Genomic DNA, 23647 nt, shown 5'->3' with positions numbered 1-23647 from the left:
ACAAACCAGAAAATAAAATCTGCTCAATCTGCCACCCGAGCGATAGCGAACAGGCGAAGCAAATCTGCGTGCAAAAATTAACCACACTCAAAAGAAAAAATCATTTTAATCCTTTTATCCCGATAACTATCGGGAGTGGCTGAAAAAGAAAAATTAAAAATATTATATTCGTACTCTAAATACCAGAATTACCAAACAATCAAAAAATGGAAAATATTACCGTAATTATCATGTTACTATTTGGGGTTGCTTTTTTGAGCCTAATCAGTAAAAAATACAATTTCCCCATTCCGATTGTGCTGGTGCTTTGTGGTGTAATTATTAGCGTTATTCCCGGACTTCCTGTAATAGCTTTAAGTCCCGAAGTCGTTTTTATCGTGTTCTTACCGCCGCTTTTATATCATGCTGCGTGGTACACCAGTTGGTCTGATTTCAAACAAACCATCCGACCAATAACTTTGGCCGCTGTAGGTTTGGTACTTTTTACCACCGTTGCCGTAGCTTTTGCAGCGCACATGCTCATAGATGATATCTCCTGGCCGTTAGCTTTTTTATTAGGCGCAATCGTTTCGCCGCCTGATGCCGTTTCGGCAACTTCTATAACAAAAGGTTTGGGTTTGCACCCAAGATTGATTGCTATTCTTGAAGGCGAAAGTCTGGTGAATGATGCCAGTGGTTTGGTGGCGTACAAATATGCTTTAACCGCCATTACCGCCGGAAACTTTGTACTCTGGCAAGCCGGATTGAACTTTGTTATAATGTCGGTTTTAGGAATCGGGATTGGTTTAGGAGTAGGTTATATCATGAGTTTTATTCATAAAAAGTTTGTTTGCGACGAAGTGATCGAAGCGACTTTAACCTTATTAACACCTTTTGCTTCCTATCTAATAGCCGAACATTTCGAAGCTTCGGGAGTTTTGGCCGTAGTCGCAACCGGACTTTTCCTTTCCGCAAGATCAGGAACGATCTTTACCCACGAAAGCCGAATCATGACAGGAACAATCTGGAGCGTTCTAACGAATATCCTAAACGGATTAATCTTCATTTTAATCGGATTGCAGTTGCGCCAAATTATCGAAGGAATCGGGGATTACTCGGGTTGGTCTTTGTTTATTTGGGGCGCATCTGTAAGTATTGTCGTGATTTTAGTGCGTTTTTTATGGGTAATTCCAGCAACATTACTCCCAAGATATATCAGTAAAAAAATCCGTTTGCAAGAAGAATTCGATTTCCGAAACATGATTGTTTTCGGTTGGTCCGGAATGCGTGGCGTGGTTTCGATGGCCGCTGCATTGGCGCTTCCGCTAATGATGAACGAAACAGAAGCTTTCCCGTTACGAAACCTCATCATTTATCTGGTATTTTGTGTAATCCTTTCGACTTTAGTCATTCAGGGATTAACATTGCCGTGGTTAATCAAGAAATTAAAAATAGAAAAATATTCGATTCTGGCCGAAGAATACGAAATAAGAAACGTAATCGTATCGCAAACCATTACCCACATCGAAGATAATTTCTCGTTACTCAACGACGATTTGCTTCACAACATCAAAAGCAAATATGAGGTAAAATTCAATCGCCTCCAAAAAACCGAACTCCCAGCCAATTTCTTCGGTAAAGGAAATCTAATGGGCGGCGAAATCTTCAACGACTTCACCAAACTCCAAATCGATCTCCTAAACGTGGAACGTGGAAAGCTAGAATCAATGCACAAATCGGGTTCTGTCAACGAAGAGATTTTTAGGAAGATTGAGAAGGAACTGGATTTGGAAGAGACTAGGTTGTGGATGGAGATGTATGAGGAGTAGGGGGATTAGATTAGTCATACAATTTTTTGAATAAATTTAAAAGTCCAATTTTTATAGTTGGACTTTTATATGTGTAATTTATTATAATGGTTAAGCTTTAACTATTTAAATTTATTGCTTTCCAATTAGGGGATGATATATTTCTCTTAAAGAACGTTCTATATGCGGAACAATAAAATCATAATTTAATACATCAATTTCTATAGTTGTAACTCTAAATTCTAAGCCATGCAAATTAGTTCGATGTCTAAGTTTCATAGCATAAGTGTTTTTAGTTGGGCATAAGTCAATATGTTCTTTTATTCTGCTATATATATCTTTATTTTTTCCTATATACAAAGGCAACCATTGCTCATCGAAGTTTGATCTTAACTGTAGTCTCTTTTTTATCACACTTGAAGAAAAAAAAGAATCATTCTTTTTTTTAGACCAAGCTTCTGCAAAATTTTTAATTTTAGTTGCTCTTTTTGTTCCTGTTAAATTAGGAGTATCCAAATTAAGTTCGAAAAGATAAACTCCTTTTTGTTTTTGATAATTAAATAAGCTTTTACAATCTAATTCATGTGAAATTATAAAACGAGTACTGTTTTCTATATCGAATCTAATGTTTTTTAAATCATTTTTTAATTTTTCTATATAGTTTGAAATATCATTGTCAAACTCTTCAATAGTAATTTTATAACTCATGTTTTATTTTTATAATTGGATTTCCTAGAATCGATATTGTTTTTGAAAATTAAAAGAATAGGATTTAATTTCTAATTTATTCTAAATCTGGTTAGTTTTATGTTTAATTCTTTAATGGTGTAATGTTTTATATGCTATTTGGATCCCAATAATCCATTGCAAAAGCTACAATTTCTTTTTGGCGATTTTTTATTTCTAATTCTGTCCAATTATTTTTGAAAGATTCTAATTTTTGTCTTTGAATTAGTACAGAATTTGTTTCTCTATCATGAGGTAAATTATTGCTGTCGCTCGAATTTCTACCTCTGGTGGATAAAACAAGGTTTCCTATATTATTTAAAAATTGATCTTTGAATTCCTGAGTATATTCAATATCGTCGGGTTTTTTTGGTGTCCAATGATCTAATGTGCTTTCAAGATTGTTTTTACCATAAGAATTTGCAAAATCATTATAGCTCATTGCAGGTTCCTTAATATCGTGTCTTAATCGATTTTCATATTTCCATAATAAATATCGAGTTGGTTTAAAATAATGAGAATTTGCTTCTAAGCGACCGACAAAATCACTTGTAAAGTTCCAATAATGCTTAAATCCTTGATTTGCATAATATCTTAAATCATTTTCTAATAAAATCAGATCGTTCTTATAATGAAGAGCTATGTTATGAATTTTATTTGTTCTGTAATTACCGAAAGTATATTCCATCTTAAAAAGAATAATTTCCACTAATCGGAGAATTTTTCTAAATTCAGAAATTTCGTGATAGTGAAATAATTTTAAAATTAAAGGAAATGAGTTGTACTGATCTAAATATAATATATCACCTAATAAACTTTCTTTGTTTTTTGATTTCTGAATCTCAATGACATTTAAAAAACTCTTTTTTAATCCAACAGTAAAATCCTTTATCCATTTAGACTTATTATCATGTCTTTTTATTGCTTTTTTTACTCTTTCTAATGAAGTATCATCATTTGAAAGAAAAGCAATAGTATGATAGTTTAATACTTGGTCTTCGTCGGCAATTTTTATTAATTCTAATGATTGATATATGGTTTCAAATTCTTTTTCAATATAAACAATGTCACTATCAGGTTTTTTCTCCGACAAATTACAATCCAAATAAATATTAAACATTAAAAAAGATTTTAATTTTTCTAATTCTGTTAAATCTTTACCTCTATCATTCTGAAAACTAAAAAGCTGTGTAGCTTCTGATTTGTCACAAACTGAATCTGTTGTGATTTTAGCAGTTTCTAGTAAATCTTTCCAATGGATAATATCTTCAATTGATACTTCTTTTTTATCAAACTCTAAAGTAAAATATTCGAATGATTCAAGTATTCTTTTACGAGATCGGGTATCAATTTTATCATCAACAGATCTTATAATAATATTTTGAAAAAAATTATTATCATAACTAACTGTTGAATATTTTTGCTCACCATCTGAATTTATTAAGTATTCATTATAAATATTTGCGGCTATAGATTTATAACCTTCTAAATCTTTAAGTTTATTATATATGCAGCTTAAGAATATAACCACAGTAGTGAGTCTTTGCTGTCCATCAATTATCCAAAATTTATTTTTATTGTATTCATCAGTTTCAAACAAAAAATGTCCCAAATGATATTGTGGCACTGATTTAGGATGATCTTTTAAATCTGTGAAGAATTGTTTTATTTGTTTTTCCTTTTCCCAAGAATAAGCACGCTGATAATTTGGTACTGCAAAGAGATTTTTACGGGGACTAAAGATGTCGCTAATAGTTGATTTGTAATCCATTATTTTTTATTTTTCTAAATATTACATTCTATAAACAAAATGTTCGGGAACTCTATTTTTTTCTTTTTAAAAACACTTTATTTATATCATTCAACGCGGAACTGTTGAAAGTTATAATTCCTGATTTGTTTTTAAATTTTTTCAATTCTTTTCTCATTTTTAATTGAAAGAAGGAACAAGCAGAATTAAAAGATTCACCATTAATTTGATTATCATGTTTATCTATAATTGTTAAATCACTGCCTGAGTGATTACTCATTTTTAGTTGAATGCTTTTTATATGATAATCTTTGAATAATATTTCAGCAGCTTTTAATAAAACTAAATCAGAATAAATTCGATTACTGATTTCAAAAAAGGTTAAATGTTGATAAGGACCAAAATTTATCTTTTCTCTTTTTGCCCAAAGCATAAAATCAATTGTATTAAGTTTAGGGATTATTAAATTAGAATTGCTAATAGTTTTATTATAAATAATTGTTACATCATTTAATTCCTTGAAAGATAGTGCTCTATTGAAATGCTGATGGAGTAGATATGTACTTTCTTTCATTTTGCTTAAATATGCTCTAATTCTAATATGCTTGTTAATTTAAGATATGAGTTAAATTAATAATAAATTTGTAATCCTCTATTGTTAACAAATTTTAGAATTTAAAAATTAACCTCCTTACGGAAAACCATAAATCCCCTAAAAATTAATTCCCAACAAGAATACCAATAATAAAAAACAAGACAATGCGTATTTATACCTGAGTTTTCAAATTAATAAAAAAACTTCTAATAACCCCAAAACCCCTAGCCCCGATGGAAGTGAAAATCCTTTTGTGCCGTTGTTCGGCACAAAAGATTGAAACGGACAGCGGGAAATAGCTCCAGAAAAATAAATCCCAAACCTTAAAATCCAAATTCCAAAAATCATTCAACTTCGTTCAGGACTACAATAATAAACTCCAAAAACCGTTTTTACTAAACTTCGTCACACTCAAAGACACCAAAATCCCAACCCAAAACCTTCCAAAACCCCAGTAAAAACTGTATACTGTATCCTAAAAACGTATAATAATTACACACATCAAAAACGTGCAAAATACCTAAACAACTCAAAACCAGTAAAAACTGATAATGGCACAACGCTTGCAAAATGGGATAATGTAAATTCCTTTTCGATAAATGAAAATTACGCATCGAGAGGAAAGCAAATTAAATAAAAGCCATACAAAGCAAATCAAAATAGTGTCATATGAAAAGTGAAACCTTAACATCAGAACAATTTTATACGTCGAAATCAGATCTTAGTAACGAACAAGCCTTAAAGAGTTCCATTTTTCGTATTAGTAATGATAATGCAGCAACAAAAAAAGTGAGCGAACGCACCAAAAGTAAGTTTGGATTATTTGTGTTAGTAAGTACTTTTATTTTAATGTTTGTTGGGGCTTATTCTGTGTATCATTTGCAAGATGATTTTGATCAGTTTCAAATCGACAGATTAAACTCTTCTTGGGGATTACCATTCCTGATCGTTGCGGGATTGTTATTTTTCTTTCAAACAGGGGTTTTCCTTTATAACTTATACCTGTTTTTTAAATACAAACCAATCGAATCCGTTTCAGACGAAATGTTGCCAACCGTAACCGTAATCGTTCCTGCATACAACGAAGGAAAACTGGTTTGGGATACTTTGATGAGTTTGGCCGACAGTGATTTCCCGGCACATAAATTAGAAATATTAGCCGTAGATGACGGAAGTAAAGACGATACCTGGTATTGGATGCAACAAGCCAAAATAAAATTAGGAGATCGTTTAACGATTTTTCAACAACCGGCAAACGCAGGAAAACGTCACGCCCTATACCGCGGATTTGAATTAGGAATGGGAGAAATTTTTGTAACAGTCGATAGTGATTCGATCGTGAAAAAAGATACGCTACGTAATTTAGTAAGTCCGTTTGTAGTAGACGAAAAATGCGGAGCAGTTGCAGGAAACGTTCATGTATTGAACAGCAAAAAAGCAATTTTACCAAAAATGCTTAACGTAAGTTTCGTAATGAGTTTTGAGTTCATGCGTTCTGCCGAAAGCAAATTAGGTTCTGTTCTTTGTACTCCCGGAGCAGCCGCAGCATACCGTAAAACATCTGTTTTCGCTTGTCTTGACGAATGGATCAACCAGACTTTTATGGGACAACCATCAGACATTGGCGAAGATCGCGCCATGACCAATATGATCCTAAAACAAGGACAACACGTATTGTTTCAAAGAAATGCTTATGTATTGACAAACGTTCCCGAAGAATACACCGGATTATACAAAATGTTTATCAGATGGAGTAGAAGTAACGTGCGTGAGAACATCGCAATGGCAAAATACGTTTTTACAGATTTTAGAAAAGAATCTAAATTTGGTTCCCGACTTTTATGGTTAAACCAGGCAACAAAAATCGTTATGGCCTATCCGTTCATGCTTTTTATGTTCTTTTTTATCGCCATACACCCATTATTATTTTTAAGTTCAACACTATTAGGAATCTTAATTGTTTCGAGTTTTCCGGTTTTGTTTTACGCTAAAAGGTACAATTTCTCCGATTCGCTTTGGGCGTATTCATACAGTGTTTTTTACACCTTTAGCCTTTTCTGGATTACTCCCTATGCCATCGTTACAGCCAATAAAAGAGGTTGGTTAACACGTGGTTTAGTTTAAATAAATATTAGAATTAGATTAGAAATAGAAATTAGATTTGTTTTTTGAAACTCCTGTTCATTTGAGCAGGAGTTTTTTTTTGTTATTTTTTTTTAGGAGCTAATCCCGCACCCGAGCCTGAAAGTGCGAATTGGCGAAGCAATTCGTTCCAATCTTTTATTTTTTTAAAGGAAAAAAATAAAAGGATTTCCTCTTCTATCGGGGCTAGGACACTCATTTTCATAATATGATTTTCGTCTAGTTTGTCATCCTGAGGAACGAAGGATCACACTAGAAACTCGACAAAGATTGGCCACATTGAAAAATTTTAGCGATATAATTTGCTAAAATTCTAACTCATCATATTTTCAAACATAACCTGTGGTTTCAACCACAGGAAACGAATCATAATACCATATCCCTAAAATATATTGCATCCAAACGGTTAAAACCGTTTGCTATGTTTTTTTCACACCAAGATTAGAAATCATATTTCAAACCCGACAGGCCTTAAAAACCTGTCGGTTTACTGCTTAAAATAAATTTAAAAAAAAATAATTAATAAAAGAATGTTCATTCATTTATTGTTTTATCTTTGTCAAAAAAATGCCATGAGAATACGTGATGTTGATAAAGAAAAACTGGTAATTGCGACTGCCATCGATCAAATCGTACAAGACGGATTTCAGGGTTTCAGCATGAATAAATTGGCAAAAGCCTGTTCAATTTCGGTTGGAACCTTATATATATACTATAAAGACAAAGATGATTTAATACAAAAAATAGGGGCAGTAATTGCCCTTAAATTTTTTACCGGTACGGTAAAAGATTTTTCCCCAAAAATGTCGTTTGAAGAAGGATTATGGAAGCAATGGGAAAACCGCGCGGCGTTTACCATGAAATACCCGAAGGAAGTTGCTTTTTTTGAAATCGTCAAACATTCGCCCCATTCAGAAGTTATTTTAGATTCTATTCAGGAGTTTGCAGATTTTAGAATGATCATGAAGGAGTTTATCGATAACGGGCTTCGTAACAACGAACTCGTTCCTATGACATTTGAAGCCTTTTGGGCTGTTGCCTACGGGCCATTATACACGCTGTTGAACTTGCATACTGAGGGTAAGAGTATGGGAGGGAAGCCATTCACGCTTACCAAAGAAATTATGAAAGAAGCTTTTAGCCGAACCATAAAAGCGCTAAAACCATGAAAAATTATGGATACAGATTTAAACACCATACACGTTTTTAAAACCAATATTACCACTGTAGAACCCAATTGCCCGCTTCGCAAAACGCTAGACGAGCATCAGGACATTCAGCAATGGAGCATCGATCACGAAGATGTCGATTGTGTATTACGTGTCGTTTCCGGGGCATTAAAACCCGAAACAATCATTGGCATGATCAACCAGTTTGGTCACGAATGCCAGGAATTAAATTAATAAAAAATAACCAGTTTATATGGAAAAAACACCAGGGGAAAGCCCCAAATTTACTTCACACCAAATTATCATTATTACCATACTTGCACTTTTGCAATTTACCGTAATTCTCGATTTTATGGTTATTTCTCCACTAGGAGATATATTAATGAAAACCCTTGATATGACTACAGCAAATTTTGGTTTTGCCGTTTCAGCTTATGCCTTTAGCGCCGGAATTTCGGGCTTACTCGCAGCGGGTTTTGCAGACAAATTCGACCGAAAAAAACTTTTAATTTTCTTTTATACAGGATTTATCATCGGTACCGTTTTTTGCGCACTATCTACAAGTTATATGACTTTGCTTTTGGCCCGAATCGTTACTGGACTTTTTGGCGGTGTAATTGGTTCAGTTTCATTAGCCATCGTAACCGATTTATTTGTCATTCACCAAAGAGGCCGCGTTATGGGATTTATACAAATGGCCTATGCTACAAGTCAGATTTTAGGAATTCCAATTGGTTTGTATTGCGCCAATAATTGGGGATGGCATTCGTCTTTTTTAATGATAGCAGGTTTAGGAGTATTAATTCTCATTGCCATTATAACGCAAATGCAGGCCATTAATAAACACTTAGAATTGCAATTAGACAAAAGTCCTTTTTTACATCTTTGGCATACTTTGAGCAATAAACAATACCAAATTGGTTTTGCCTCTATTGCATTTCTTTCGATAGGCGGATTTATGTTACAACCTTTTGGAAGCGCATTTTTGGTCAACAACATTCACATTAGCCAGCTTGAGTTACCAATGGTATTTTTCTTTACCGGACTTTCGGTTTTGTTTATCATGCCATTAGTAGGTAAATTGAGTGATAAAGTAAGCAAGTTTAAATTGTTTGCCTCAGGTTCTATACTTTCTATTGTCATGATCTTAATTTATACGAACCTAAATCCCATTCCACTATGGGAAATCGTAGTAATCAACATGATCTTGTTTATGGGAATCATGAGCCGAATGATTCCGGCAACTACCTTAAATACTGCAATTCCCGCAATGAAAGACCGAGGCGCTTATATGTCGATTTCGTCTTCATTACAACAAATCGCAGGAGGTATCGGAGCCGTTTTTGCAGGATATATTGTACATCAAAAAACAAAATCAGCTCCTCTAGAAAACTACGATATTTTGGGATATGTTATTGCTGTAATTACACTGCTATCTATATTTTTAATTTGGAGAGTAAATCAATTGGTAAAGTCAAAAGAAGCTGCAGCCAAAGAACTAGAATTATAATACATTCTTATTTTAAGAATAAAAGACTGTCTGAAAAGGCAGTCTTTTTTTTTAGATTATTTTACAATTCTTGTGTGTAGCACTTTGTCAAAGTTTCAAACTTTGACAAAGTTTTTAGCGCAAAGTTTGTCATTTTTATTTCTGTAATTTTTTTTTAGGAGCTAATCCCGCTATTCGTTCCAATCTTTTATTTTTTTAAAGGAAAAAAATAAAAGGATTTCCACTTCTATCGGGGCTAGAGCAATCATTTTCATAAGAATATTTTTGTGTAGTTTGTGGGGCTAACTTTGTCAAAGTTTCGAACTTTGACAAAGTTTTCAGTACAAAGTTTGTCATTTCGACGGAGGAGAAATCACACCAGAAATTCCGCAAAGAAAGTCACCAATCTTTGTCGATTTACGAGTGTGATTTCTCCTTCGTCGAAATGACAAAAATAGGTGGATCTTATATGAGAACTTTGTCAAAGTTTGAAACTTTGACAAAGTTTTTAGCGCAAAGTTTGTCATTTCGAAGAATGAGACCCGAGCGATAGCGAATAGACGAAGTAAATCTCCGCAAGTAACTCCGTTCCAATAAGCCAATCTTTGTCGAGCTTCTCACGGAGATTTCTCCTCCGTCGAAATGACAAAAATGAGGTTATTTGATAGAGTTCCAGAGGAACGAAATATATTGTAGGGATGTCCCGAAGCTTCGGGATTAATCCATCCTAAACATATAAAGATTTCCCGTCCCTAAATAACTAAACAACAAAAACAGGTTCAGTACCCTCTAGTTCTAAAGACACAGAATCAAAGTCTCTCGCTTCTGCCATTTTGCCAGTAACAGTTTTAAGAAAATCAGCAACATCATCAATATAAAGCAATATTCTTTTCGGTTCTTTTTTGATTCCAAAAGGTAAATTGACAGGAATGCTTTCTTTTAATTCAATCGAAATATTATGAGGTTCTAATTTTCCTAATAGAGCAAATTTTACTAGATCATTGCTTTTGTCATAATCACCTTCAAATTTTTGAAGGGTTTTAATAGAATCAAAAGGAATTTCTAAAGTATCAAAAAGTCCGTAGCGAATGATGATTTTTTGAGATAAAACAAGATGGCTTCTGAAATAAATCGCCTTCAAATGCCCAATCAGATTAATTAGCAAATAAACGTGAAGTATCAGGATAATAATGGCAATCGTTTTGTTGCGGGAAATTAAGTACGCATGCAATGCAATAGCTTCAAAAACCGAAGCCAACATTAAACCAATATAAATGGCGCTGACACCACTTTCGCGATAGCCGGAAAAACCACTTTTATTGTTTTTGTTTCCAGTCCATTTTATGAAACAATAGTAGAAAGAACAAACTTCAAAAGCGATCATTTTGGCCAGCTTTTTAAACTTGATCGATTTTTTTAAAGAACCTGAAATAATAGCATAATCGTCTAGTTCGATATTATCTTTTTGTTTTACTGCTTTTCTGAAATTCCGAACAAATTGAAAAGCTTTCCAAACTAAGAAAATCAGGAATGCAATGTTGAAATAAATCTTCCATTGAAAAACGACTTGAAAAAAGTTGTTTTCCATTTCGAATACATAAGGAGTAATCTTGAAAACAGAATAAAAAACAAACCAAAACGTAAATTCGGTTTGTTTTTTATTTGTGATATAATATAATGCCGGTGTTACAATCAAAAACAAAGCTGTGAAGACCGATAATAAAGTCGAATTATCCTGAATATGAATATTTAAACTGATTAATGCAATACCAATTTCGATTGCAATAAACACAATCAACGCGCTATATTTTTTGAGCATAAGGTTTCTAAAATGTATTGAAAATCTATTCTCTAAAATTAGAAATTTAAAAGGGAATTGTGGGTTTTTATGCTGGTTTTTTCTTGTATTAAAATAAAAATTTTGAACGTTTTTTTAGAGGGAATTCAAATAAAAAATTCCTCAAAGAAAGTCGCCAATCTTTGTCGATTTACGAGTGTGATCCTTCGACTTCGCTCAGGATGACAAAGAGTGTGGATAAAAAAAATCCGTACAAATCCGCGTTTTCGCTTTAGCGAATCCGTATCATCCGCGTACAATCGACAAAGTGTTTCTTAAAAAGCACAACATCTCAAATATCCCAGATTCCGGTCTCCGCTGTTTCTTTCGCGTAAGCGGAAAAATCTTTAGCTTTTCTGCCCAAAACTTTTTCGACATCAGAAGTGATATTTGAATTTCTGCCATCTAAAACCTGCTCGAAAAGATAATTTACCAGCCAGATAAAATCTTCCGGAATCTCATATTCTCGTAACATTTGAACATATTCATTTAGAGATAATGCTTGAAAAGTGATATTTCTGCCAGAAGCATTCGCGATTTCGTTTACGATTTGTTCGAACGTTAATAATCTCGGACCTGTTAATTCATAAGTTTGTCCGTTGTGTTTTTCGTCTAAAAGTGAAGCTGTAACCACATCTGCAATATCATCAGCATCTACAAAAGGCTCGAGCGCTTCGGCTCTTGGCAACGCAACGATTCCGGACAAAACAGGATCCAGAAATATGCTTTCGCTAAAGTTTTGATTGAACCAGCTTGCACGAACAATTGTCCAGTTTTTAGCATTTGTTTTTACGATTTCTTCGCAAACCTGCGCTTCTTTTTCGCCTCTTCCGGACAATAAAACTATTTTCTGAACACCTGTTTTTGTGGCAAGAAGAGTAAAATTTTGAATAATATCTACTGCAGATGGAATGGCCAAATCGGGTTGAAAAGTAATATAAACCGCATCGATATCCTGAAGAACTTTTTCCCAGGTTTCGGGCTTTTCCCAATCAAAAGGAATTTTCTCGTTTCGCGAACCTAAACGAATTTCGACATTCTCGATTTTTTCTAATCTTTCAACCACTCTGCGTCCTGTTTTTCCGTTGGAACCCAGGACTAAAATTTTTGTATTTTTCATATCAGTATTTTTTTAAATGATTACTGATACAAAGATGTGGAGACTAAAAAAGAATCATTTGTCGTAAAAGAATTATGATTTGTCTGAAAGGAATTGTTGCCGAACATCATTAGGGCGCATTCCGAATTTTTTATGAAATGCATTCGAGAACGAACTTAAACTTTCGTACCCAACTTCCCAAGCCGATTCTTGTACTGTTTTTTCGCTTTCGCGGAGTAATTCATAAGCTTTATGCAATCGTTCTTCCTGAACAAATTTAAAAACCGGAATACCAAAAAGCTCTTTAAAATTCTTTTTGAGTTTGTTACTGTTCAGGCCTACCATTTGAGATAACTGCGTAATCGAAGGTGGTTTCGAATAACTGTTCGTGACAATTTCTTTCGCTTTATACAATTTATTTTTGTCTATTTCCGAAAAGTCAATTTTGGTACCAGTCGCTAAAAGCGCATAAAAATGGGACAGAAGTTCATTGACCTGACTCCTCAAAAATAACAATCTCGTATTGCCTGTATAAGTGGTATTGAAGATTTTTTGAACGGCCAGTTGCATATCCAGAGTCATATAAAAAGAAGGCCCTTTTACAAAATGCTCTTTAGGATGTAGTAATTTCGGAAGATAGTTTTCGAAAATCTCTTTTTCGGCTTGAGGCAAAGCATGAAGATGTTTGGGTTTTGTAAAAATACTGATCGATTGCAAAGGCTTATCGGGCTCGATTTTATGCGAGAACGCTACTTTTTGATTTCCAAAAAAACAAATTGCCAAACCTGTCGTATTCATTAAATACTTGGTTTGTTCATTGTGTTTAATTTCCAGTTCAACATTGCCCGAACCATAAAACGCAAATCCCACAGCATCGCCGTCGATTTCGCATTGCTGAACAAATGCTTTATCGGTATTAGATTGTTCGATTAAAACAATAAAATCATTTAATTCGATGATATCGGTTGTCATGGATTTTTTTATTGTTGGTCTAAAAAAAGCATGAAAAGTTACGATTTATTTTAATTTCAAATTCCAATCTATAAAAGTAAAACTCCAAAATAAAAAAATCCCAAATTCCAATGAAGGAATTTGAGATTTTTTGGAATTTTGAATTTTAAAAAATTGGAATTTTTTAATTCTGTTCTTCGATTACTGATTTATTCAGTTTCAGCACTCTGATTTTTTTATTGGTATTGTCTGATAAAAACAAACGATCGTTAAGTTGCGCTACACCAACAATGCTCCCAAAAGCATTTTTTCCTAAAACATCAGAAACATTTACGCTTGCATTATAAGTACGATTCATAAATTCAGCTTTAGGATACAATACTAAATTATTTACACTTCCTGAGTTTTCTGATGCAATCGCCCAATCCTTGCTAAAACTAACCGCAATAGGTTTTGCATTAAAAGTTGAAGTTGTAGGTTTTAAAGGCTCAGTAAGAGAAGCAGCTGCATTGGCCTTAATATAAGCAATGTTGTAATACAAATAGCTTTTGGCATCTCTTCCGGCAACAACAAGGTTTCCTGCTTCTACATCAAGCGAATATACCTGATCAAAACCGTTTAATGTATTAAGTTTGGCGATTGGTTTTAAATCCCAATTACTGGTTTCGGTGATTTGAGAAGTTTCAAAAACCTTAATAGAAGTCTCTTTTTCTTTTACGAAAATCAATCCGTCTTTTACCACAACTCCAAAAACGTGTACAAAAGTATTCCACCATTGACCGTTTCCAACCGTGCTGATTCCCGCGTTGGTATTTTCATCCATAACAAAAAGTCTTGACTCACGGCTTCCAATATAGATTCGGCCATTATCAACAGCAACCGAGGTAATTTCGGTTAAAGGAATTGTAGTCGTTCCTTTTTTATATTCTGTAATTGTTTTAATGTGTGCCAAAGTTACAGCGTTAAAAACCTCAAGTACATTACCATTTGCCACATATAATTTTTCGTTGGCAATCGCAATTCCTTTTGGATCTAAAGTTCCTGTACCATTCCCAATCTGAGCCGCAGTAATCGAGGCTTCATCAGTAGGGTAAAAATAGTTATAAGTAGTGGCATCATCGCCATTTGAATCTTTGCTGCAATTGGTAAAAAGGCAAAGTAATAGTAGTAAAAACGGTATTTTGTTCATGATAGTTTTGTAGGTTAGTTCCATTTTCCTTCTCCTTTATATTTTACTAAAAACGGGTTTTTAGGATTAATTTTAAAGACAGGTTTTTTATAAGCTCCCGATAAATATTTTGTTTTCGTGTATCCTTTTAAGATATCAGGATCGATAAACGGAAGATCATTTAAAGAAATCAGGTATTTATAAAAATCGGTTAACATTTCCTGCTGGCCACCACCCTGACCGCTATTGGCTAAATTACTACTATGGCTGTAGCCACTATGATGTGAATATTCGTGAGACCAAACCGACATTTCGCCAACCCAGTGTCCGGTTACATAACCAGATTCCCATTGAGAAGCTAATGCGCCACCGCCCCAGGCAGAACCTCCGCCAACCATGGCCATATTCAGTGTACGGCTATCAATATAAGTATTATATGCTTGTTCGATTTGAGCTTTAGTCAAATAATCGTAAACGCCGTCTACATCGTCAGCATTTCCGTGCCAGTTTAATGCCCCATTTACTTCAGTTCCTGCTGCTGCAGCCTGTTCTCTTTTGTATCGGTCAAAATTCATAAAAGTGTCGTAATACAAAGGATGACTGATCGCATACGAGAAGTTGATAATCATTGTAATCGCCTCTTTTGCCAAAACAGGATTCATTGGTAAATATTTATTAGGATCATCAGCAGGATTATTAAGGTGATACTGCGTGCTGAATTGTACCAAACGAGCCGATTTAATTTTCTTGAATTTTGCAAATAAAGGATCTGAAGATTCTACAGAAAATTGAATTGCTCCCGAAGAAAATCCGTCGATTTTATCAATCGTAACTGTTTTTCCGTTTTCTAACTGGTAATCATGTTTTCCTTCAACTAAAGGAAGTTGGTGAAAAGAACGATGAAAAGCCGGAACTTTTGAGAATTGATATACTAAAAATCGTTTGTCGTAGTTGGCTAGTTTTGCGTAAACTTTTACATCTGTAAGTCCAACCGGAGAATAAAGAGAAATTTGTACCGAATCTTTTCCTTTTTGAAGGATTTGCATCGGCTGATTTACACGAAACCAACGGTCTTTATTATCATACATTTTTGATGAATTTTCATCATCTTCGAACATTGTCATGGGTTGATTCCCGGCAGGTAAATTCGAAGCATCAATGCTTGGCAAATAATTCGCATTGTAATCGTCTCCTTTTGAATCGTCATCGCTGCAACCGACCAGTATGCTTGCGAAAAGGGCAAAGGGCAATAAATAAGAAATGGTTTTTTTCATAGGTTTGTAGGTTAAATTTGGGGTTTAATTTTCAAAGCGCAAAACTATCAATATCATTATTAAAAACAATGATATTGAAAGAAAATTGCTATTTTAATTTGTTGTATGAGTAGGTTTTTTTAGATTTTTGTTATTATAAAAACGTATTGATTCTTAATTTGTTATCAAAAACGAAGATAATTTCGAATGAGAACATACACTTTAGAATCTGATCAAAAATGTTTAGGTTTTGATTAATAATCAAAACGTTTAAAAGCTTCGATTGCTTCGTATTCTGCCAATCCTAAATCATCGTATAGAATTGCGGTATTTTTGTTACGGTCTTCGGCTCTCACCCAGAATTCTCGAGAATCGTTTCCTTGAAACATTACTCGGTCTTTTTGAGATTGATGGTATAAAATCGCATGACGTTTAAGTAGTACTTCTGATGGAGAAAGCGGAACGGCCATATCAATTTCATGGATGTCCCATTCGTGCCATGCTCCTCTGTACAACCACAACCAGCAATCATCCATGTATTTCTCTGGTTTTAATTCTTTTAAGGCTGCAAAAATCGCGTTCAGACAAACTTCGTGTGTTCCGTGTGGATCTGCCAAATCTCCTGCTGCAAAAACCTGATGCGGTTTTATTTTAGCAATGATATCTTTTACAATCGCAATATCTTCAGGTCCCAAAGGATTCTTTTTTACCTGTCCTGTTTCATAAAACGGAAGATCTAAAAAGTGTGTATTTTCATCTTTTAAACCAATGTATCTTGTGGCTGCATAAGATTCTCTTCTACGAATCAATCCTTTTAATTTTCGAACTTCAAGAGAATCAATTTCGTTTTCTGATTTATGGTTTAAAAATTCAATTACAGATTTGAAGTTGATGCCACTTCCTGCTTCACCAATGAAATCTTTGGCAACCTCAGCAAATTTTAAGGCTTCGTCATCTGTAACGGCTATATTTCCGGAGGTTTGATATACTACGTGTACATCGTGACCTTGTTTTATCAATTTTGAAAAAGTTCCTCCCATAGAAATCACATCATCATCAGGATGTGGACTAAAAAGAATCACTCGTTTTTTTGCCGGATTGGCTCTTTCCGGACGATGAGAATCGTCGGTATTGGGTTTTCCACCTGGCCATCCTGTGATGGTATGCTGCAATACGTTGAACATATTGATGTTCAAATCATAAGCAGAACCTTCTTGCGCCAAAAGATCAGACATTCCGTTATTGTTGTAATCTCTGTCTGTTAATTTTAATATCGCTTGTTTTGTTTTTTGGCACAACCAAACAATCGCTTTGCTTTTTAATTCCTGTGTCCAGATGCATTCTCCTACCAACCAAGGCGTTTTAAAACGGGTTAACTCAGATGCTGCAGACTGGTCTAATACGAAAGTCGCATTCGCATGGTTTTGTAAAAATGTAGCCGGAACTTCTGAACTGATATCTCCCTGAATGGTTCTCTTGATGATATCGGCTTTGTTTTGCCCCCAGGCCATAAGTACAATTCTCTTTGATCTCAAAATGGTAGAAACTCCCATCGTGATCGCTCTTTTAGGAACGTTGTCGATACCATTAAAGTCTGATGAAGCATCTACTCTTGTAATATGATCCAGTGTAATAATTCTGGTTCCTGAATTAACGTGTGATCCCGGTTCGTTGAAACCTACGTGACCTGTACGGCCAATTCCTAATAATTGAAAATCTAGACCTCCAGCGTTTTTTATTTTCAATTCATAATCAACACAATATTGGTTCAGTTCCTCTATGGCAATAGTTCCATCTGGAACATTCACGTTCTCTGGTTTAATGTCAATATGATTAAAAAGATGCTGGTGCATGAAATAATAATAGCTCTGATTGTTCTCTTTGCTCATCGGATAATATTCATCCAGATTAAAAGTAATTACATTGCTAAAGCTCAAGCCTTCTTCTTTGTGCATTCTCACTAATTCTTCGTAAACTTTTATAGGAGAAGAACCTGTTGCTAAACCTAATACACAAGATTTTCCTTTTTCTTGTTTAGATCTAATTAATTGCGCAATTTCCTGCGCTACAATTACAGAAGCTTCAGCTGAATTCTTGAAGATTTCATTATGGATTTTCTCAAATCGAGTTTCTTCAAATTTTCCCGCACTTTTATAGCTGATATCAGGTTTGGTTTCTAATTCAGTTTCCATTTTTATTAATTTTATTTGGTTAAATTATTTTTATTTTTTATGAGAAGAAAGAGTAGTGTACAATCCGATGATGACGAATACAACTCCAAAAAGCGTATATAAAGTAAGCGGTTCATCTACCATAAAATAGGCAATTAAAAACCCGAAAATCGGACACAGAAAAAGCCAATACGAAGCTTTGATAGGATTAATTTTGAGTAAATACAGCCAAAACTGAACGGCGCCAATAGAAACCGCAATTGCCAGCCATGAGGTCGAAAACCAAAAATCGCTATTAAAAATATTTTTTTCAGATTTATAGGTTATAAATAAAACCGGAAGCAGAAACACAGCGCCAATAATAGTTTGCCACCCATTTATGGTTAAAATGTGCAATCCGTTCCAGTTTTGTTTAGAGTAATAAATTGTTCCTAAAGAATAGGCAATCATGCTGGTAACTAAAATAAGTATCCCGCCGGGGGTCGCAAAACTGCTTTGTAATAAAGGATATGCCGCTAGAAATACACCAATAAAACAAAGAATAAGACTAAGAATGTTTTTGAATTTGATTTTATGCGATAACCAAACAGCCGAGATCAAAACAATAAAAACAGGATTAGTGGCCACAGCCAGACTTCCCAAGCCAGCAGATACTTTTTGCATGGCAACGACATACAATCCCAAATAAAAAGTAATGTTGAACAAACCATAAATACTGATTTGTATCCATTCTTTTTTTTGCGGCAATCGTTTTGCCATTATAATATGTGAAAGAATAAGCATAATGCTTCCGGCTATTATAAATCTGAAAATAGAAATCACAAAAGGCTGTGCAGCATGTAAACCAATTTTGGTCGCTGTTGAAGCCGACGCCCATAAAAAAGCGAACAATATTCCGGCAATAATGATTTTAAATTCTTTGATTTTAGTAGTAATCGGGAGCATTTTTTCTTTCATCATTTTATGAAATAGAAATTGATGATGTAGAAAAATTCAAAGTTGCTATTTCAGATAAATCATCATTAAACTGAACAAAACTTGCCGGAAAACCAGCTTTTATTTTTCCGAATTGGTCTTCTAAACCAATCGCACTTGCCACGCGCGAAGTCGCCATTTTGATCGCTTCATCTGCCGAAACTTCTAAATGATTGTAAGCATTTTGAACCGCTTCTAACATCGAAATTGTGGCTCCGGCCAAATTGCCATCGTCATTTCTGTAAAAACCATTGTCAAGATGCGCGTCGAAGTTATCCCATTTAAAATTGGCTACTTTTCGGCCTAAAAAGGTAGCATCACTAATCAGAAAGAATTTGTCTTGCTTTAGTTTATACGCCACTTTTGCAGCAGCATAATCACAATGCGCACCATCTAAAATAACAGGAGCATAAACATTTTCGTTTTCAAAAGTGGCTCCAACCAAACCCGGTTCGCGATGTCCGAATTGTGTCATCGCATTAAATAAATGTGTAACGAGTTTTATGCCTTTCGAAAAATAAACCTGAGCTTCTTTGTGCGTTACAGTCGAATGTCCAATTGAGATTACGATTCCACTTTCAATCAACATATTCAATTGTTCTTCTGTAAAACATTCCGGTGCAATCGTGATGACTTTAATAACATCTTTTCCAAGTCTGATAATTTCTTCAAGCTCTTCATTCGTTGGTTTACGAACCTGATCAATACTATGCGCGCCACGTTTTAACGGATTCAAAAAAGGACCTTCCAAATGCATTCCGATTACGCCATTATCATGTTTTTTCATGTAATTACGAACCGCTTCAATTCCCTGAAGAATCGTTTCATGCGAAGACGAAATCAAACACGGAAGCACATGAGTTGTCCCGTATTTCAAACTCGCATCATAAATATCCTGAATGGTTTCTTCGGTAGGAGTTTGACTAAAATAAAGCCTTTCTCCGCCATTGATCTGAATATCAATAAAGCCCGCCGCAATATGATTTCCTTTTAAATCGATTGTTTCTATATCTTGTGGAATTTCTTTTCGTACAGAAAGAATAGTTCCGTTTTCGATAATAATGACTCCGTTGGTAATAATTTCATCACCTGTATGCACGGTTGTATTGATAATCGCTTGTTTCATTTTTTAATTTGTTTTTGATTTTGTAGAACCGGAATAGATCCGATTCTACAAAATTACTATAGCCGATGGCTTTTTTTCTCTTTTTATTTTTTAATTATTTTACGGCTAAGAGTGGTGTCTGAATCACTAATTTGTAAAATGTATATGCCACTTGTTTTATTTCCCAGCGAAAAAGTTTTGCTTGTTTCGAAATTACTAAGCATTGTTTTTTGAATTACTGTTCCTGAAACATCCACTATTTTGACTGTTATATCGCCTTTTGCATTATTAAATCTGATATTAAAAATATCGTTGGTTGGATTAGGTTCAACTAAAACATCAAATTTTGAAACCGATTCTACACTATTTTCTGCTGTTTTTTTGCTTAATGAAGGATTATTAGCCGCTACAAATGTGTCTGCACCATTCGTTAACCAATTTAAACTAAAACGAACAAAATACATTTGATAAGTCGAACTTTCTCCGTTCTCATAATAAATACCAATCGTGCCATCAGGCAAAATCGTTAAACTTGAATAAGCCGAAGCTCCTGCGAAAATAGTTTTTGGTGCTCCCCAGGTTGTTCCTTCATCTGTACTCAATTGTACGCTTACGTTTTTTCGGCTTCCCGCAAATGGGATTGAATGCAATAATCTGTTTTTATCATAACCGTCAAGGGTAGAAGTATAGCGAATAAAATCGCCATCGCAATTGGGATCCGTAATACTCGCTTGATTGTAAGCCGTTCCCCAAGTCGCACCTTTGTCTGTCGAAACATTAAAACGACGCGTTCCCGGATTACGTATACTCATCATAATATTGCCGTTGTTTAATTCTACAACTTTGGCTTCGTCTCCGTCAATTTCTGCTCTTCCGGTCGATGCTGTCCAGGTGATTCCGTGATCAGCACTTGTAATCATATAATTGCTGATGCGTTCTGTTCCTGAAACATTTTCGCGAACAGCAATCGCGGCCACAATTTTTCCGTCACGCAATTGATGCGCTCTTCCCGAAGCTACAAATAAACCTTTCCAACCCGGATTTGGTCCGTAAATCTGATTTGTAATGTCAACCGGAGTTCCCCATGTTATGCCATTATCTGTACTATGAATCACTAAAACTTTGGCTGGAGCCGAATTTGTAGAAGCAAAAAAGCCTTTTTCAGCAGAAACCAAACATAATAATTCACCAGTAGTTTTATCCAAAACCAAAGCTGCATCGCCCGCTCCGGTTGAAGCACCAAAATTGGCAATAACGATAGGAGCAGACCATGTTTTTCCGTTATCTGTACTGCGACGAACTACAGGATCTATTTTGGCAGATAGATCTCCGGCGCCGTTCCATCTTTTATCTGTTACCGTTACCAATGAACCATCGGCAGCGGTAATAATCGCCGGAATACGATAACTTGCAGAACCTGCATCTCCGGGTGTAAACAAGAGTGTATTCGCTAATAAAATAACGCGATTTCCAGAAACGGTATTAGAGGTTGTAGTATAAGTAATGCCATTAGCAATAATAGATTCGCAAGTCGCATCGAGTAAATTTCCTTCATTGGCTGTAGCCGAAATATCATACGTAATCCAGAAATAATTATCTCCGTTTACTAATACTTTTGATCCGTTTACAACTAAATTTCCGCTCGACGGAGAAACGTTTCCAAACAAAGTGGCGGTAGCTAAATTGAAAATTGCTGCACTTCCGCTGGAGTAAATTTTGATATTCGTAACATCAGAAACATTCGTAGTTCCTGACATTGTAAATTTTAAAGCACTAACAGTAAGCGGATTTATTGTGCCGCTTACAGAAGCTTTTACGGCAATAATGCGTTGATTGGTATCTCCAATTCCGGTTGGTAATTCGGTTTGAATTAATGAAACCGAATTAATCTGCATTTCGTTGGTTTGCGCAATTACCATCGCTCCGTTATTTAAAGTTCCCGGATGATTGTTTCCTGAAATATCCGGAACAGTTGTATCGCTTATATTTTCGAAATCCCAAGCCGCGATTAAGTTGGTTTGTGGACCATTTACAATAGCTGTTTTATCGTTTACGATTTCTGCGGCAGTGATGGCTTTATTCCAAAAACGAATGTCGTCTAATTGTGCATTCATATAAGAAGCAAAATTGCTGAGTGTTCCAAATAATAAATCCCCGGTGTTTGAAACCGTATTGGTTCCGCCAATATTGGTTGTTGTTTTGGTTTGTTGTAAAACGCCATCAACATAAATTTTACAGCTTGTTGAAGCAACATCCACAACCATAGCCAAATGATGCCAAATGTTATTTGCGATATTGGATGTTCCGTATGGAGGTCCCGCAGCTCCGGCGCTTGTGGTTAAATTAACGCCAAATTGCCCTCCGCCAGCCGAAGTATTATTGATAAATTCATATCCAATTCCTGCACCATTTGGACGTTTGCTTAAAATGCGTTTTCCAAAATCTGAGGTTTTAATTTTGCAGGTAATCGTTAAACTTTGACCCGCTGCGATATTAAAATCGGCATGATTTGCTACAGACATATAATCATTAATTCCATCTAAAGATAAAATCATCGGGAAAGCATTCGAAGTTGTTGGCGATCCAATCAAAGTACCGGGATGGTTATTACCCGAAACATCAGGAACTGAAGTACCGCTTATGTTTTCGAAATTCCAAGCTGCCAGAAGATCAGTTGTTGGAGCATTGACAACGGCGGTCATATCGGTTTGTAATTCAGTTGCTGTCATAGCTTTATTCCAAACCCGAACATTATCAATTTGTCCTGCCCATTTATAACTGTTTGAAGCATCAGAAGTTGCTCCAATAACAAAATTTAAAGCATTCGAAAAATCAGAAGTGACCGATGTAAATGTTTTTCCGGTATTGGTCAAAACGCCATCGATATAACCGTACATCGTGCGATTACTCGACGCATCTATAACCAAAGCGATATGATGCCAGGTTCCGTCGGCAATAGAATTAGCCGAATATCCTGCCGTACTAATATTGTTTGGAGTTCCGGTTCCGCTCATGTTCATGGCAAATTTTCCGGCATTGGTTCCGTTTCCTGTCCAAAATTCGTAACCGTTTCCTGAAGCTCCGTTTCGTTTCGCAAATATTCTGGGAGTTCCTGTAGAAGTCGTTGTTTTTATCCAACAGGTGATTGTTTTGTTTTGGCTTGCGCCGAAGTCTAAATCAGGATGATCTGCGACCGTCATAAAAGTTGAAATTCCATCGAGGTTCAAAACCTTACCACTTTGTGCCTGTATATTCATACCATATAAAGACATAAAACACGAACAAAATAAGCGTAATAAATTTTTCATAGTTTTTATTTTGGTTAAAATTGGTTAATAAGCATAAGGTTTAATAACGAACGACTTGATGGAACACAAGTTTTATGATAACATGTAATATTGTGCCGTTAGGTACAACAGGTTGGTAGAAA

Annotated in this window: 17 protein-coding genes; 5 read left to right on the top strand and 12 right to left on the bottom strand. The window is 35.0% G+C overall.

What is annotated here, in order from left to right:
- Positions 1-206: 206 nt before the first annotated feature.
- Positions 207-1808: a Na+/H+ antiporter gene (locus tag L0669_RS22340; protein WP_173969121.1), complete on the top strand. Its 1602-nt coding sequence runs from the start codon at positions 207-209 to the stop codon at positions 1806-1808.
- Positions 1809-1919: 111 nt separating this feature from the next.
- Here the strand turns inward: L0669_RS22340 and L0669_RS22335 are convergent, their stop codons facing one another.
- The 3 genes from L0669_RS22335 to L0669_RS22325 all read right to left on the bottom strand — a co-directional run bounded on the left by L0669_RS22335 (position 1920) and on the right by L0669_RS22325 (position 4837).
- Positions 1920-2495 carry a hypothetical protein gene (locus tag L0669_RS22335; RefSeq protein WP_263760042.1) on the bottom strand — a complete coding sequence of 192 codons (576 nt, stop codon included), beginning with the start codon at positions 2493-2495 and terminating at the stop codon, positions 1920-1922.
- 127 nt (positions 2496-2622) lie between these two features.
- A complete protein-coding gene (locus tag L0669_RS22330; protein WP_263760041.1) occupies positions 2623-4284 on the bottom strand; it encodes a DUF262 domain-containing protein in 1662 nt (553 codons plus the stop codon).
- Between the two features lie 52 nt (positions 4285-4336).
- Complete coding sequence (locus L0669_RS22325) at positions 4337-4837, bottom strand: hypothetical protein (protein WP_263760040.1); 501 nt, start codon at positions 4835-4837, stop codon at positions 4337-4339.
- A gap of 690 nt (positions 4838-5527) precedes the next feature.
- Here L0669_RS22325 and L0669_RS22320 point away from each other — a divergent pair.
- The 4 genes from L0669_RS22320 to L0669_RS22305 all read left to right on the top strand — a co-directional run bounded on the left by L0669_RS22320 (position 5528) and on the right by L0669_RS22305 (position 9679).
- Positions 5528-6982, top strand: a complete 1455-nt coding sequence (locus tag L0669_RS22320; RefSeq protein WP_263760039.1) for a glycosyltransferase family 2 protein — start codon at positions 5528-5530, stop codon at positions 6980-6982.
- 590 nt (positions 6983-7572) lie between these two features.
- Positions 7573-8169, top strand: coding sequence for a TetR/AcrR family transcriptional regulator (locus L0669_RS22315; protein WP_173969170.1), 597 nt, complete (start codon positions 7573-7575; stop codon positions 8167-8169).
- Positions 8170-8175: 6 nt separating this feature from the next.
- Positions 8176-8403, top strand: a complete 228-nt coding sequence (locus L0669_RS22310) for a hypothetical protein (RefSeq protein ID WP_173969171.1) — start codon at positions 8176-8178, stop codon at positions 8401-8403.
- Positions 8404-8422: 19 nt separating this feature from the next.
- A complete protein-coding gene (locus L0669_RS22305) occupies positions 8423-9679 on the top strand; it encodes an MFS transporter (RefSeq protein WP_173969172.1) in 1257 nt (418 codons plus the stop codon).
- Positions 9680-10418: 739 nt separating this feature from the next.
- On the opposite strand, the gene L0669_RS22300 is transcribed toward L0669_RS22305, so the two are convergent.
- The 9 genes from L0669_RS22300 to L0669_RS22260 all read right to left on the bottom strand — a co-directional run bounded on the left by L0669_RS22300 (position 10419) and on the right by L0669_RS22260 (position 23525).
- Entirely contained in the window at positions 10419-11477 is a 1059-nt protein-coding gene (locus L0669_RS22300; RefSeq protein ID WP_263760038.1) for a hypothetical protein, read from the bottom strand.
- A 310-nt stretch (positions 11478-11787) separates the two neighbouring features.
- Entirely contained in the window at positions 11788-12615 is an 828-nt protein-coding gene (locus L0669_RS22295) for an NAD(P)H-binding protein (protein WP_263760037.1), read from the bottom strand.
- 72 nt (positions 12616-12687) lie between these two features.
- A complete protein-coding gene (locus tag L0669_RS22290) occupies positions 12688-13566 on the bottom strand; it encodes a helix-turn-helix domain-containing protein (protein ID WP_263760036.1) in 879 nt (292 codons plus the stop codon).
- Between the two features lie 163 nt (positions 13567-13729).
- Positions 13730-14758 carry a hypothetical protein gene (locus L0669_RS22285; protein WP_263760035.1) on the bottom strand — a complete coding sequence of 343 codons (1029 nt, stop codon included), beginning with the start codon at positions 14756-14758 and terminating at the stop codon, positions 13730-13732.
- Positions 14749-15987, bottom strand: a complete 1239-nt coding sequence (locus tag L0669_RS22280; RefSeq protein ID WP_263760034.1) for a hypothetical protein — start codon at positions 15985-15987, stop codon at positions 14749-14751. The genes L0669_RS22285 and L0669_RS22280 overlap by 10 nt, the downstream gene beginning before the upstream one ends.
- A 233-nt stretch (positions 15988-16220) precedes the next feature.
- Entirely contained in the window at positions 16221-18158 is a 1938-nt protein-coding gene (gene nagB, locus L0669_RS22275) for a glucosamine-6-phosphate deaminase (protein ID WP_263760033.1), read from the bottom strand.
- A 30-nt stretch (positions 18159-18188) separates the two neighbouring features.
- The gene (locus L0669_RS22270) at positions 18189-19097 is read right to left on the bottom strand and encodes a DMT family transporter (RefSeq protein WP_263760032.1); all 909 of its coding nucleotides are present in this window, start codon (positions 19095-19097) and stop codon (positions 18189-18191) included.
- Between the two features lies 1 nt (position 19098).
- Complete coding sequence (nagA, locus tag L0669_RS22265) at positions 19099-20238, bottom strand: N-acetylglucosamine-6-phosphate deacetylase (RefSeq protein ID WP_263760031.1); 1140 nt, start codon at positions 20236-20238, stop codon at positions 19099-19101.
- 83 nt (positions 20239-20321) lie between these two features.
- Positions 20322-23525, bottom strand: coding sequence for a LamG-like jellyroll fold domain-containing protein (locus tag L0669_RS22260; protein WP_263760030.1), 3204 nt, complete (start codon positions 23523-23525; stop codon positions 20322-20324).
- Positions 23526-23647: the final 122 nt, after the last annotated feature.

The sequence above is a fragment of the Flavobacterium bizetiae genome (assembly GCF_024271895.1).
Classification (GTDB): domain Bacteria; phylum Bacteroidota; class Bacteroidia; order Flavobacteriales; family Flavobacteriaceae; genus Flavobacterium; species Flavobacterium bizetiae.
This window is presented reverse-complemented; position numbering and strand designations above follow the sequence as displayed.

Bases quoted from the DNA above. Each gene is read 5' to 3' on its own strand.
- L0669_RS22340 (WP_173969121.1), top strand. From the start codon at position 207: ATGGAAAATATTACCGTAATTATCATGTTACTATTTGGGGTTGCTTTT.
- L0669_RS22335 (WP_263760042.1), bottom strand. From the start codon at position 2,495: ATGAGTTATAAAATTACTATTGAAGAGTTTGACAATGATATTTCAAAC.
- L0669_RS22330 (WP_263760041.1), bottom strand. From the start codon at position 4,284: ATGGATTACAAATCAACTATTAGCGACATCTTTAGTCCCCGTAAAAAT.
- L0669_RS22325 (WP_263760040.1), bottom strand. From the start codon at position 4,837: ATGAAAGAAAGTACATATCTACTCCATCAGCATTTCAATAGAGCACTA.
- L0669_RS22320 (WP_263760039.1), top strand. From the start codon at position 5,528: ATGAAAAGTGAAACCTTAACATCAGAACAATTTTATACGTCGAAATCA.
- L0669_RS22315 (WP_173969170.1), top strand. From the start codon at position 7,573: ATGAGAATACGTGATGTTGATAAAGAAAAACTGGTAATTGCGACTGCC.
- L0669_RS22310 (WP_173969171.1), top strand. From the start codon at position 8,176: ATGGATACAGATTTAAACACCATACACGTTTTTAAAACCAATATTACC.
- L0669_RS22305 (WP_173969172.1), top strand. From the start codon at position 8,423: ATGGAAAAAACACCAGGGGAAAGCCCCAAATTTACTTCACACCAAATT.
- L0669_RS22300 (WP_263760038.1), bottom strand. From the start codon at position 11,477: ATGCTCAAAAAATATAGCGCGTTGATTGTGTTTATTGCAATCGAAATT.
- L0669_RS22295 (WP_263760037.1), bottom strand. From the start codon at position 12,615: ATGAAAAATACAAAAATTTTAGTCCTGGGTTCCAACGGAAAAACAGGA.
- L0669_RS22290 (WP_263760036.1), bottom strand. From the start codon at position 13,566: ATGACAACCGATATCATCGAATTAAATGATTTTATTGTTTTAATCGAA.
- L0669_RS22285 (WP_263760035.1), bottom strand. From the start codon at position 14,758: ATGGAACTAACCTACAAAACTATCATGAACAAAATACCGTTTTTACTA.
- L0669_RS22280 (WP_263760034.1), bottom strand. From the start codon at position 15,987: ATGAAAAAAACCATTTCTTATTTATTGCCCTTTGCCCTTTTCGCAAGC.
- nagB (WP_263760033.1), bottom strand. From the start codon at position 18,158: ATGGAAACTGAATTAGAAACCAAACCTGATATCAGCTATAAAAGTGCG.
- L0669_RS22270 (WP_263760032.1), bottom strand. From the start codon at position 19,097: ATGATGAAAGAAAAAATGCTCCCGATTACTACTAAAATCAAAGAATTT.
- nagA (WP_263760031.1), bottom strand. From the start codon at position 20,238: ATGAAACAAGCGATTATCAATACAACCGTGCATACAGGTGATGAAATT.
- L0669_RS22260 (WP_263760030.1), bottom strand. From the start codon at position 23,525: ATGAAAAATTTATTACGCTTATTTTGTTCGTGTTTTATGTCTTTATAT.